Annotated in this window: 6 protein-coding genes; all 6 read left to right on the forward strand. The window is 67.5% G+C overall.

Annotation, left to right across the window (positions count from 1 at the left end; all coding sequences use genetic code 11):
• Positions 1 to 15: 15 nt before the first annotated feature.
• The 6 genes from GN331_RS03600 to uvrD all read left to right on the forward strand — a co-directional run bounded on the left by GN331_RS03600 (position 16) and on the right by uvrD (position 13,608).
• Positions 16 to 5,751, forward strand: a complete 5,736-nt coding sequence (locus GN331_RS03600) for an alpha-2-macroglobulin family protein (RefSeq protein WP_156640377.1) — start codon at positions 16 to 18, stop codon at positions 5,749 to 5,751.
• A 114-nt stretch (positions 5,752 to 5,865) separates the two neighbouring features.
• Positions 5,866 to 8,199 carry a S9 family peptidase gene (locus tag GN331_RS03605; protein ID WP_156640379.1) on the forward strand — a complete coding sequence of 778 codons (2,334 nt, stop codon included), beginning with the start codon at positions 5,866 to 5,868 and terminating at the stop codon, positions 8,197 to 8,199.
• Between the two features lie 106 nt (positions 8,200 to 8,305).
• Complete coding sequence (locus GN331_RS03610) at positions 8,306 to 8,905, forward strand: biliverdin-producing heme oxygenase (RefSeq protein ID WP_156640381.1); 600 nt, start codon at positions 8,306 to 8,308, stop codon at positions 8,903 to 8,905.
• A 5-nt stretch (positions 8,906 to 8,910) separates the two neighbouring features.
• A complete protein-coding gene (locus GN331_RS03615; RefSeq protein WP_156640383.1) occupies positions 8,911 to 10,635 on the forward strand; it encodes a GAF domain-containing protein in 1,725 nt (574 codons plus the stop codon).
• A gap of 72 nt (positions 10,636 to 10,707) precedes the next feature.
• Positions 10,708 to 11,349 carry a TIGR00645 family protein gene (locus GN331_RS03620; protein ID WP_156640384.1) on the forward strand — a complete coding sequence of 214 codons (642 nt, stop codon included), beginning with the start codon at positions 10,708 to 10,710 and terminating at the stop codon, positions 11,347 to 11,349.
• Positions 11,350 to 11,430: 81 nt separating this feature from the next.
• Positions 11,431 to 13,608 (forward strand): DNA helicase II, encoded by a 2,178-nt coding sequence (uvrD, locus tag GN331_RS03625; protein WP_156640386.1) that lies wholly within the window; start codon positions 11,431 to 11,433, stop codon positions 13,606 to 13,608.
• Positions 13,609 to 14,026: the final 418 nt, after the last annotated feature.

Below are 14,026 nucleotides of genomic sequence, written 5' to 3' on the forward strand. Positions count from 1 at the left end.
GATGGGAAGGGGCGCATGCAGCGTTGGGGATGGAGCGTGCTCGCGTTGTGCCTGGCGGGCACCGCGATGGCGGAAGAACCGATCGAGGTGAAGCTGACGAGCGGCAACAACATCACCTTCCGCTTCCCCGAAGCGATGCAGACGCTGTCAACGCAGGAGGGCACGCCGGCGGCGCGCTTCGTTCCCGCGTTGAAGGTCACCGGCTGCAACTGGACCAACGACACGGCGCTGACCTGCAGGTTGGCCGAAGCGCCGCCGCGGGCGACGACCTTCAGCGCGACCCTGCCGCCGAAGCTGCGCACCGTCTCCGGCGCGCCGCTGCCGGCGGGGCCGCTCACGTTCGAAACCGAGCGTCCGCTGCTGTTCGTCACGCACGAATGGAAGGCGGGGCGCCTGTCCTTCGTCGTCCGCGCATGGAAGAACTCACCGCAGGCGTCGATCGCTTCCGCGCTGCGAATGACGGTCGATGGCAAGCCCGTGCCGGTGACACTGCGCAAGCTCGACTCCAGCGAAGGGGGCTATGGTTTCGACGTACCGGACGTCGCGACCGAATCGACGCTCGAACTGTCCATCGTCCCGGGTCTTGCGAGTTCGGAAGGTCCGCTGCGTGGCGCGCAGAACCAGATCGTCTTGCGCGCGACGATCGGAGAACCCTTCCAGGTGCGTGGCGCCGTGTGCGCAGGCGGGAATGCACCCGTCATCGCGCCGGTGAAGGACGGTCGCATCGACCTGGCGGGCTGCGTCCCGGGCGAACAGGTGCGCGTGATGTTCTCGCGGGCGCTCGACAAGGCGGCGCTCGAAGCGTGGCGCGCCACGTGGCCCGCCGATCTGCGCAGGCTCGAGGACAGCACCGAAACCCACTACCGGTCCTATTCGAGCAAGGACAGTCCGCCCGAACGCGCGCCGGCCACGTCGATCTCCTTTTCGGTCGACGCGATGCTTGCGAAGCGGACCGTCGCGATTCCCGCATTGCCGTCGAAAGAAGGCGGTTTGAAGCTCGCACCCGTCGAGCTGCACGTGCAAACGACCGCGCCGCGCCCGTCGTTCTCCGCGCCGTTCGAACGCGCGCTGCTCGAACGCGGTGGCGATCCGAACCTGCAATCCATCAATGCGCCGCCGATCAAGGTCGAAACCTTCGCGCTGGGCCGCGAAGCCGTGCGCGGAACGACGAAGACGCCGCGCTCGCCGGACACCGGCACGCGCGTGCGATTGCCGGACGTGCGCCGCGCGCTGGACGAAGGCGGTTACGCGACCATCCGCACCGAGCACGAAGGTGTCGAGATCGCGCGGCTCGGCCAGTTGGAAGTGGCCGCGCCCGACTTCGACGTCCATGCCAGCGCCGGCCAGCGCAGCGTGGCCGCGTGGGTGAATGCCTGGGAGGGCGACGCGCCGATCGCCGATGCAGAAGCGACCTTGTTGTTCGACGATGGGGTGTCGGCTGGCCCGCGCGTCGTCGCGACCGGCAGGACCGATGCGCAGGGCCTGGTGTTGCTGCGCCTGTCCGATACGTTTGTGTTGCCGAAGACGAAGGACGCGGACCGGAAAGCCGATCGGCAGTGGTTCGTCCGTGTCGAACGGGGTCGCGGCCGTGATGCGCAGGGCGCCGTGCTGCCGCTGCCCATGAGTCGTTGGGGCGGCGCGCTCGGCGAAGAAACGAAGACGGAGCTGTGGGGCGTGGCCGATCGCCCGCTGTATCGCGCCGGCGAGACCATTCATTGGACGGTGTGGACGCGCAAGGACAACGGCGCGCGTTACGTCGCGCCGGGCGCCGCGCAGACGCAAACGTTGCGCTTGTCGCAACAATGGCGGGGCAGCACGCTCGTCTCGTGGCAGTCGACGTTCGACGAACAGGGCCGCGCGACGGGCGAGACTCGCATTCCGATCCACGTGCGCGACGGCGAATACTGCATCGGCACCGAGGACGACGAAGCGGTGTGTTTCCATGTCGGCACCTTCCGCCCGCAGGATCTGTGGGCGCGCGTGTCGAGCCAGCAGCAGCAGGTGCGCCCGGGCGATACGCTCGCGTTCGACATCGAATCCGGCTTCTATTCCGGTGGCTCCGGCGCGCAGATCGAAATCGCGAACATCGAAGCGCAGCTCCAGGCCGCTTCCCCGGGTGAGGCGTGGCCGCAATGGCGCGAATACGCCTTCAACAAAGGCGAAGACGACTTCGAGTCGATCGAGGATGTCGATGAGATCACCGCACGCACGGACGCCAAAGGCCGCGCGGCGCTGAAGCTGCCGATCGATGCGCGCTTCAAGGACGTCGATATTCCCTTCGGCCTGTTGCTCGTCTCGGCCGAAGCGCGTCCGGCCGATCGCGAGTCCACGACGACCAACCTGCTGAAGGTGCGCTACGCGGCCCATGCGCGCTACGTCGGCCTGAAGGCCGACATGGAAGACCCGTACGGCGGGACGGGCGCCGTGAAGTTGACCGGCATCGTGATCGATTCCAACGGCCGCGAGATCACGGGGCAGCGCGTCGATGTCGATGTGGCCTTCGCCACGTTCGACGAAGACGAAGACGTCGAACTGGTCCACTCGTGCGCGCTCACCTCGGGCGTCGCCACGGATTGCACGTTCCCGCGCGAGAAAAGCGGCCTCTACTATTTCCTGGCGCGCAGCGGGGACGCCGCGCCGGCGAAGCTCGAACGCAGCGTGTGGGTCTCCGGCGCCGGTCGCGGCGCGGATGAATCCGCGGAACTGGAAATGACGCTGCTCGATGAGGAGACGGTGACCGCGGGCGCGCCGATGCGCTTCGAGGTCCACGCTCCGCAGGTTCCGGCGCGTGCGCTCGTGCGGGTTTCGCGCGGCGCGGACGTGATCGACCAGCGCGTGGTGATGCTGCATTCGACCTCGCAGATCGTCGAGATCCCGACGCAGGCCAGTTGGCCGCATCGCCTGCAAGTGACCATGCTGGTGCGTCTGACGGATGCGCCGCCGCCGGCCGTCGCGCTGCCTGCGGGATTCCGCCAGCCGATCGCCGTGGACTCCGAGAGCGAGTACGTGGAGTTGAAGCAGTCCGTCGCCGCCTCGCCGGTGTCCGTCGCGTTCGAACGCGCGCAAGCCGCGCCTTCGGAGACCGTGCGCCTGACCCTCCGCAACGACCGCGCCACGCCGCGCGGCGTGACGCTTGCGGTGACCGACGATGCGCTGCGCGCGCTGGGTGCGGAGTGGCTCAGGCCGATGGATCCCGCGCACGCGGGCTTCCGTGAAGCGGTTCCCTACGGTTACGCGAGCCAGGCGGGCTTCGATGGCTGGAACGGGGCGCGCTTGCGCTGGGTCCTCGCGCGCAGGGCGAAGAACGCAAGCTGCATCGACGTGCCGCTGGAGGACTGCGTCATCACGGTCGTCGGCGCGGGCGCGATCAACCCGATCGATGTCTCGTCGGTCGAATCCAGCACGGTGATGACCGCCGAGCAGATCGCCAGCATTCCCGTGTCGCGCGACGTGACCAACGTTGCGTTGCTTGCGCCGGGGACCGTGCGGGAGCGCGGGGGAGAACTCTCTTCGGTGAGTGTCGACGGGTACGCCGCGCCGGCGCCCGCACCGTCGTTCGGCAACGAATTCGGCCGGACCGGACGCCAGCCCCCGTCCAACCAGATCGACCCGGACGCGCCTCGCGCGCCGCGACCCGATCGCACGAAGCCGGCCGACTACGGCGCCTCGCTCGCGCGCATCCGCACCGATTTCGCGGAGACCGCGTTGTGGCGCAGCGACATCGTCCTCGCGCCGGGAGAGTCGAAGACGATCGAAGTGATCGTGCCCGACAACCTCACGCGCTGGCGTGCGGTGGCGTGGAGCCATGACGACGCCGACGATTTCGCGATGGCGGACGCCACGCTCGAAGCCGGCCTGCCGGTCGAAGCGCGCCTGCAGACACCGGTGCGCATCTATCCGGGCGACTCGACGCGCCTGGCGTTGAACGTGCGCCAGATCGCCGGGCACGCGTCGAAGGCCGAAGCGCGCATCAGCCTGGTGCAGGACGCGCTCGAATCGCAGCAGGCGACGACGCTGAAGCTGCCGGCGAACGGGCAGGCGAGCTTCGGCCTGTCGATCGCGCCGAACACCGTCGGCACCGCGCTCGTGACCGGCGCGGCCGCGACGCCCGATGGGCGCGACGCCGTCGCCGCACCGATCGAGATCGCCTCGACGTCGATCCTCGCCACGCGCACGCAGGCCGGGTGGGTCGGCACGTCGCCGATGTCGCTGGAACTTCCGACGCTGCCGCACGGTGCGCACCAAGCGCACGTCGACGTCAGCGTGTGGCGCGGCGCGAGTGCCCTGGTCGATGGCTGGACCGAAGACATGCGCGTGTATCCGCATCGCTGCTGGGAGCAGATCCTCAGCCGCGCGGTGGCCGCGGCGCTCGCGATCGAACGCAAGGATCCATCGTGGCCCGAGGCGAAGGCCGTCGTGCAGGAGGCGCTCGACAACGCCGGCGCGTTCCAGACCGACTCGGGCGGCATGCGTTACTTCAATGGCGCGGCGAACTTCGACGACGACGCATACGACGACGATTACGTGCCGTTGACGGCCTACACCGTCGACGCGCTCGCGTTGCTGCGCTCGCTGGGATATGCGTTCGACGAGGACGTCGAAACGCGCGCGCGCGAGTTCCTCGAGGAGGCCAACTGGGACAACAAGGCCAAGCCCGACAAGCGGAACGCGCGCGCCATCGCCGCCGGGACCGTCGACCTCGAGCCCGACCTGATGCAGAGGGTGGCCGATGAATTCGACGAGGTCGCGCTGCCCGCGCAGGTGGCGGCGGCGCGCGCATTGGCCCGCACCGAAGCGCCCGAAGCGGCAGGCGCCTTCAAGACGCTGCTCGACCTCGCGCCGCAACGCGGCGAAGTGCGCTCGCTCCGTCGCGGCACGCGGTTCGATCGTTGGATGAGCTCGGCGATGCGCGAGCAGTGCGAGTTGATCCGCCTGCTCGAGGACTACCCGCGCTTCGCCCCCGAAGGCGCGCGCCGATCGCTGATCGCGGGCCTGACCGATCTGTATTCGGGCGGCGTCGCCGACGTCGATACGCAAACCGCTGCGTCGTGCCTGCGTGCGCTGCGCACGGAAGGAACGTCCGGAGCCGCCGAACGCATCGTCGTCGATGCGACGCTCGGCGCGAAGACAGGCCGCCTCGCGGTCGAAGCCGGCGAAAAACGCGCCGCGCAGCGGTTCGAAATGGCGCAAGGCGAATTGGCGATCGCGCCCGTCGAACATCCCGATGCACCGGTGGCATTCCTGGCGCGCGTCGAATACCAGGAAGATGCGCGACAGGCGCAACCCTCGGCGATGGGCTTCTCGATCACGCGCCGCTACGACGTCAAGCGCGGCACCGAATGGGTGCCGCTGGGCAAGGGCGCGCTGCGTTCGGACGATTGGGTGCGCATCACGCTGACCATCGACAACGCCGACGCGCGTTACTTCGTCGCCGTCACCGACGATCTGCCCGGTGGTTTGCGTCCCGTGGACATGGAACTGAAGGGCGTCTCCGGCGCAGCCGGCACCCGCGACGGCAACGGCAGTTACGCCTTCGACGAGCGCAAGCTCGATTCGCGCAAGCCGAAGTTCTACGCCCAGCGCCTGCCGATCGGCCGCCACGAGATCCAGTACTACGCGCGCGTGGGCAACGCCGGCGAGTACCTGGCCGCGCCCGCGGTGGTCGAATTGATGTACGGGGAAGCCTCGCGCGCCCGCACGGCGGCCGATCGCATCCGCATCGCCAACCCGAAATCCCCGCCGGCGCCCTGAGGCGGGCGCCAAACCGAGACCTCCGTCCCCTGCACAGGACCACCGGCAGGGGCCGGAGACGGGGGTGGTTGCGCTAGCATCGGGCGCTTGTGATCCGTATCTGGAGCAGGGGACATGGGTTTGAAGTTGGATCGCAGCGCGTTCGCGCTGGCCATTGGCGCGGGTCTCGCGCTGTCGTCGGGCGCCTTCGCCCAATCGCCTGCGAAGGTCACGGCCGCGGATTACGACCGCGCGGTGAAGATGCTTTCGCAGAACACGAATCCGCTGATCGACCATGACGCCAAGGGCGTCACCTGGCTCGACGACACCTCGTTCGTCTGGTTCGACAACGATGCCAACGGCGTGCGCGTGATGCGCACCGATGCGACGACGGGCAAGTCGGTCGCCGCCTTCGACGTCGCACGCATGGCCAAGGCCCTGTCGACCGCGACGGGCAAGCCGGTCGATGCCAAGCGCATCGACAAGTCGCTTTACGGCGTCGGCCTCAACGCCGATGGCCGCTACGATTTCTCGGTGAAGGGCACGCACTACCTGTGCGAAGTCGCCAAGCCCAAGTGCGTCGCCAAGCCGACCACGAAGGGCAAGGCCGGCGACGGCCCGGGCAATGTTTCGCCCGACGGCAAGCGCGAAGCCTTCATCCGCGACTGGAACCTGTGGGTGCGCGATGTCGCCACCGGCAAGGAAACGCAGCTCACCACCGACGGCGTCGAGAACTTCGGCTACGCCACCAACAACGCCGGCTGGGTGCACGACGACAGCGCGATCCTGGTGTGGTCGCCGGATTCGTCGAAGATCGCGACCTTCCAGCAGGACCAGCGCAAGACCAGCACGATGGCGCTGGTAGGCACCAACGTCGGCGCGCCGAAGATCGAAACGTGGAAGTACCCGTTCGTCGGCGACAAGGACGTGACCATGATCGAGCGCGTCGTGATCGACGTGCCGACGCAGAAGGTCGTGCGCCTGAAGATGCCGCAGGACCAGCATCGTTCGACGCAGTGCGACGACGTCAGCTGCTTCGGCGGCTGGGAAGACGTGCAGTGGGCGAAGGACGGCAAGTCGATCGCCTTCGTGTCCACCTCGCGCGACCACACCAAGACCTCGGTCCGCACGGCGGATGTCGCGACCGGCGCGGTGCGCGACGTCTTCGACGAAAGCGCGAAGAACTGGTTCGAATCCGGCATCAACGCCATCAACTGGCGTTACCTGCCGGAGAGCAACGAACTGTTGTGGTGGAGCCAGCGCAGCAACTGGGGCCACCTGTACCTGTACGACCTCAACACCGGCAAGGTGAAGCGCCAGGTGACCGAAGGCGACTGGAACGTCGCTGAAGTCGTGCGCCTGGATCCCGCGTCGCGCACGGTGTGGTTCACCGGCGTGAATCGCGAAGCCGGCCACCACCCGTACCACCAGCACCTGTACAAGGTGAACCTCGATGACGGCGCACCGGTGCTGCTCTCGCCGGAAGACGCGCAGCACACGTTCAAGCTGTCGAGCGACGGCAAGTACGTCGTGGATTCGTACTCGACCACCGCCGTGCCGCCGGTCACCGTGCTGCGCGATGCCAACGACGGCAAGGTGCTCGCCGAAGTCGCGAAGGCCGACATCACGCGCCTGAAGGCCGCCGGTTGGGTGGCGCCCGAAGCGATCGTCGTCAAGGCGCGCGACGGCAAGACCGATCTGTACGGCCAGATGTTCAAGCCGTCCAACTTCGATCCGAACAAGAAGTACCCGATCGTCAACTACGTCTACCCGGGTCCGCAGGTCGGTTCGGTGCGCACGTATGGGTTCGCCGCTTCGCACGGCGACAACCAGGCGCTGGCCGAGCTGGGCTTCGTCGTCGTCGCCATCGACGGCATGGGCACGCCGTATCGCTCCAAGGCCTTCCACGACGCCTACGCCAAGAACATCGGCGACAACACGCTGCCCGACCAGATCACCGGCATGAAGCAGCTGGCCTCGCGTTATCCGTGGATCGATCTGTCGCGCGTGGGCATCTGGGGCCATTCCGGCGGCGGCAACGCCACGGGCACGGCGATGTTCCGTTACCCGGAGTTCTTCAAGGTCGGCATCGCCGAGAGCGGCAACCACGACAACCGCAACTACGAAGACGACTGGGCGGAGAAGTGGCAGGGCCTGCTGGTCACCGGCAAGGACGGCAAGTCGAATTACGACGACCAGGCCAACCAGAACCACGCCGCCAAGTTCAAGGGCAAGCTGCTGCTCATGCACGGCCTGATGGACGACAACGTGCCGCCGCAGAGCACGCTGCTCGTCGTCGACGCGCTGATCAAGGCCAACAAGGACTTCGACCTGCTGCTCCTGCCGAACGCGCGCCACGGTTACGGCGAGTACTCGCCGTACGTGATGCGCAAGCGCTGGGACTACTTCGTCGAAAACCTGCTGGGCGCCGAGCACCCCGACGCCTACGAAGTGAAGCTGCCGAAGTAGGCAAACCCAGCTGCGACGCGCTTTTCATCGCGCGTGAAGACGGGGCCTTCAGGCCCCGTCTTTGTTGGTGAAATCTGTGTGGAAGCGATGTTGTATCGTCTTTCACATGACTGCAGCCGCCGACAATGGATATCGCGATCGCCTGCGTGGTGCCACCGGCACCGCGCATGTGCGGCTCGACGCGCGCTTCGCGCAGGGGCTCCGCACGGCGGCGCAGTACCGCACCTATGTGCTGGGCATGCAGGCCTTCATCGCGAATGCCGAACGCGCGCTCGCGCTGGCCAACCTGCGCCCCGCGTGGAAGGCATGGCGCGATCCCGCGCGCACGGCCTGGCTCGACGAGGATCTCGCCGCCATGGGCATTCCCGCGATGGCCGAAGGCCCGCGCATGGCGATCAACGGCGACGCGGATGCCGCCGGCCTGTTCTACGTGATCGAAGGCTCCGCGCTCGGTGCCACCCAGTTGTTGGGCGATGCGCAGGCACTCGGCCACGGGCCGGGCACCGGCGCGACCTTCCTGTGTCGCCACGGCGGCTTCGGTGCCGGCAAGCGTTGGCGCGCCTTCGTCGCCGACCTCGAACGTGCGGATTTCGACACGGTGAGCGAACGCACGATGCTCGAATCCGCGGCGCGCGCTTTCGCCAGTGCCGAGCACGAGTTCCATCGCGCCGAGCTCGCACACCAAAACTTTACCGCAGGACGCTGAATTCGATGGACCCCAACACGCCGAGCGCCGCGAGCGCCGACGCCGATTGCGCGCGCGAACCGATCCACCTCAGTGGTGCGATCCAGCCGCACGGTTACCTGATCAGCTGCTCGTTGCCGGACTGGACGGTGCGCCACACCTCGGCCAACGTCGCCGAGTTGCTGGACATGCCGCCCGACGAGGTGATCGGCCGCAGCCTGCGCGAGCACGTCGCCGACGAAGTGCTGCAGCCGCTGCTCGAAGTGCTCGACATGATGGAATCGGGCGCGCCGCCGCAGCGCGCGGCGATCGGCAACATCGGCGCGATGGCGCACCTGTGCGATTTCGTCGTGCATGTGTCCGGCGACCTGGTGCACGTCGAACTCGAACCGCGCGCCAACAACCCGCAACGCCAGACACCGACCGTGGTCGCGCAACGCATGATCGCGCGCGCCAGCGGCAGCGCGGACATGCGCGGCTTCCACCAGCGCACGGCCGACGAAATCCGCCAGCTCACCGGCTACGACCGCGTGATGATCTACCGCTTCCGCCACGACGACGCGGGCGAAGTGATCGCCGAATCGCGCGCGGAGGACATGGAACCCTTCCTCGGCCTGCGGTTTCCCGCATCCGATATCCCCGCGCAGGCGCGCGCGCTGTACGTGCGCAATCGCATCCGCGTGATCCCCGATGTCGCCTATGCGCCGGTGCCGATCGTGCCGGACCGCGATGCGAAGGGTGCGCCGCTCGACCTGAGCCAGCACATCCTGCGCAGCGTGTCGCCGGTGCACATCGAATACCTGAAGAACATGGGCCTGGCCGCGTCGATGTCGATTTCGATCGTCAGCGGCGGCCGCCTGTGGGGCCTGATCGCCTGCCACCATCGCGAACCGCGCCTGGTGCCGCCGTCGATCCGCGCCGCGGCCGACATGTTCAGCCTGTTCGTGTCGATGCGCGTGAGCGCCTCCGAACTGGAAATCGGATCGAAGCAGGACGATCGCGCACGCGATGCCCGCGAACGCCTCGCGCTGCGCCTCACCGGCCAGGACAGCCTGCCGGCCGCGCTCGCCGAAACGATGCCGATCCTCGCGGACATGGTGCCCGCCGACGGCATCGCGCTGCGCAGCGATGGGCAGTGGACGACGCATGGCCGCGTGCCGTCGCTCGAAGGTTTGTCGCGCGCGCTGGATTGGGCGCACACGCAGGGTGTCGATCGTCTTCCCGCCATCGACCATGCGACGCCCTGGGCTGCGCCCGAAGCGAACGACGGCCTCGCCGGCGTGCTCGCCGTGCCCTTCGGCCGACGCGACGACTGGTTGCTGTTCTTCCGCTGCGAGCAGGTGGAAGACGTCGTGTGGGCCGGCGATCCGCACAAACCGATGGTGCCGACCGACGACGGCGTGCGCATCGCACCGCGCAAGAGCTTCGCGAGTTGGCGCGAAACCGTGCGGGGCCACGCCTCGCCGTGGACCGACGCCGATCGCGCCGCCGCCGAACGCCTGCGCTGGCTGCTGCAGGAACGCCCGTGGCAGCCGCTGCCCAACGAATCCGAGGCGGGCAACGTCAGCGACATGCGCCTGTTCCGCCGCCGTCACGTGATCGCCGAACAGAAGTCGCGCCTCGACCAGTTGGGCGCCCTGCTGGACGGCCTGGGCCACCTCGAAGACGCCGAAACCGCGCGCATCGGCGCGCGCATCGCCGAACTGGAAGCCGAATTGCGCCAGTTGATGCATCGCAGTCCCATCGACTGAACGCACCCGGATTGGCAAACGCGCGCAGCCGCCGGTAACCTCGGCGGCTACTTCGCCCGCGAAAACGCCCCCATGTCCGACGTCGCTCCGCGCACGCGCGCGCTCAATCCGCTGCCCTCGCTGATCTTCTCCTCGCGCTGGCTGCAGTTGCCGCTGTACCTCGGGCTGATCGTCGCGCAGGGCGTCTACGTCTACCTGTTCGTCAAGGAACTGCTGCACCTCATCGCGGCGACGCCGCACCTGGGCGAACAGGAAATCATGCTGATCGTGCTGGGCCTGATCGACGTGGTGATGATCAGCAACCTGCTCGTGATGGTGATCGTGGGCGGCTACGAAACCTTCGTCTCGCGCCTGCGACTGGAAGACCACCCCGACCAGCCCGAGTGGCTGAGCCACGTCAACGCGAGCGTGCTGAAGGTCAAGCTGGCGATGGCGATCATCGGCATCTCGTCGATCCACCTGCTCAAGAGCTTCATCGAAGTCGGCATGGTCGGCGGCCTGCCGCTGTGCAGCTCGCTCGACGGCATCGCCGCCGTCCGCGCGATGAGCGAAGCCGGCCTCACCATGAAGGCCTGCACGACCATCACCAAGGATGGCGTGTTGTGGCAGACCATCATCCACAGCGTCTTCATCATCTCGGCCCTCGGCATCGCGTGGACCGACAAGCTGATGACGGGCGCGGCGAGCAAGCGCGAGCACGCGCACGCGCATTGATTCGCACCACGTGATCCCCCTCGAGCGCGCTGCGCGCGCTCGATCCCCCTTGGGAAGGGGGATGGACCGTAAAATGCGCGGATGGATGTCTCCCACCTGCTAGACGCGCTGAATCCGGCCCAGCGCGAAGCCGTTACCGCCCCTTCCGGTCATTACCTCGTCCTCGCCGGCGCCGGCAGCGGCAAGACGCGCGTGCTGATGCATCGCATCGCCTGGCTCAACGAAGTGATGGGCGTGCCGCCGCACGGCATCCTTGCGGTGACCTTCACCAACAAGGCCGCCGGCGAACTGCGCCACCGCGCCGAACATTTGCTGCGCTACGGCGCGCGCGGCATGTGGATCGGCACCTTCCACGGCCTGGCGCACCGCCTGCTGCGCCTGCATTGGGCGGACGCGGGGCTGCCCGAAGGCTTCCAGGTCCTCGACTCCGACGACCAGCTGCGCCTCGTCAAACGCGTCGTGCAGCAACTCGAGCTCGACGACACGCGCTTCCCGCCGCGCCAGATCGTCTGGTGGATCAACGCGCAGAAAGACGAAGGCCGCCGCCCGCAGCACATCCAGCCGGGCAGCGACTGGTTCATGGACACGATGCGCAAGGCCTACGAGGCCTACCAGGAACGCTGCGACCGCGCGGGCCTGGTGGATTTCGCCGAACTGCTGCTGCGCGCGCACGAACTGCTGCGCGACAACGCCGGCCTGCTCGCGCATTACCGCCATCGCTTCGGCGAATTGCTCGTCGACGAATTCCAGGACACCAACGCGATCCAGTACGGCTTCGTGCGCCTGCTCGCGGGCGATACCGGCCGCGTGTTCGTGGTCGGCGACGACGACCAGGCGATCTACGGCTGGCGCGGCGCGAAAGTGGAGAACGTGCAGCGCTTCCTGCGCGACTATCCCGGCGCCAGCACGCTGCGCCTGGAACAGAACTATCGATCCACGTCGAACATCCTCAACGCCGCGAATGCCGTCATCGCGCACAACCCCGATCGCCTCGGCAAACAGCTGTGGACCGATGCCGGCGCCGGCGATCCGATCGACCTGTACGCGGCGTACAACGAAATCGACGAATCGCGCTACGTGATCGAACGCATCCGCCAATGGGTGCGCGACGGCGGCAGCAACGGCGATTGCGCGATCCTGTATCGCAGCAACGCGCAGTCGCGTGCCTTCGAAGAAGCGCTTCTCGGCGAACAGATCCCGTACCGCGTCTACGGCGGACAACGCTTCTTCGAACGCGCGGAAATCAAGGACACGCTCGCCTATCTGCGCCTGGTGACCAATCGCGCCGACGATGCCGCGTTCGAACGCGCCGTCAACACACCCACGCGCGGCATCGGCGAACGCACGCTCGACGAAGTGCGCCGCACCGCGCGCGCGAACAGCCAGTCGCTGTGGGACGCCGCGCGCGCGACCAGCGAAGGCAACGTCATCGCCGCGCGCTCACGCAACGCCATCGCCGGGTTCCTGCTGCTGATCGAAGGCTTGCAGGTCGAAACCGACGCGCTGCCGCTGCAGGAGAAGATCGACCATGTGCTGATGCGCAGCGGCCTGCGCGAGCATTACGCGAACGAATCCAAGGGCCAGCTCGATTCGCGCACCGACAACCTCGACGAACTGGTGTCGGTCGCTTCGCGCTTCGTGCACGGCGACGACGAGGAATCGGCCGCGCTCAGCGAGCTCGTCGCCTTCCTCAGCTACGCCGCGCTCGAAGCGGGCGAAGGCCAGGCGCAATCGGGCGAAGACGGCGTGCAGTTGATGACGCTGCACAGCGCGAAGGGCCTGGAATTCCCGCTCGTGTTCCTCGCGGGCCTGGAGGAAGGCCTGTTCCCGAACACCAAGTCGCAGGAAGAACCGGGCCGCCTGGAAGAAGAGCGTCGCCTGGCTTACGTCGGCATCACGCGTGCGCGCCAGAAGCTGGTGCTGACGTATGCCGAAGCGCGCCGCATCCACGGATCGGACATGTACGGCATTCCTTCGCGCTTCCTGCGCGAGATTCCCGCGGCGTTGATCAACGAAGTGCGCCCGCGCGTGAAGGTGTCGAGCACGTACACGCCGCATTCGGGTCGTCGTGAATACGCGATGGCGGCCGTCGAAGTCCCACCCGTGAAGTTGGGCGCCAACGTGCGGCATCCGACCTTCGGCACCGGCGTGGTCACCGATTACGAAGGCAGCGGCCCGCACGCGCGCGTGCAGGTGAACTTCGACGATGTGGGCTCGAAGTGGTTGGTGCTGGCGTACGCGAATTTGACGCCTGCGTAGTTACGAGAACTTCGGAAGGACGGCGCGCCACGTGACGTGGTGTGGTTCCCCTGCCGCTCCCGGAAGCGCCATCCATGGCCACCGAGTCGCGGGCGCAAGGCCATCCATGGCCTTGCTCTGGGAAACCACACCACGCCACGCGTCACGCCTCACCGCATGTGATGCATCGACGCGTTGGATGCACAGAGCAACCGCGTATCGCCCCCGCTGCCACCGGGAGAGGGTTGGGGAGAGGGTCGCCGAAGGGGAGAGAAACAAACCCAGGTGAGACTCGACGTGCGGCGTGGTGTGGTTCACCAGAGCGCGGCCATGGATGGCTGCGCGTTCGCGCGTCGGTGGGCAGGATGCCGCGTCCGCCGCGCGACAGGGGAACTACACCACGTCGCGCGGCGAGTCGTCAGTCCGAAGACGGCTGTTC

Source organism: Noviluteimonas gilva, from assembly GCF_009740395.1.
GTDB classification, from domain to species: domain Bacteria; phylum Pseudomonadota; class Gammaproteobacteria; order Xanthomonadales; family Xanthomonadaceae; genus Noviluteimonas; species Noviluteimonas gilva.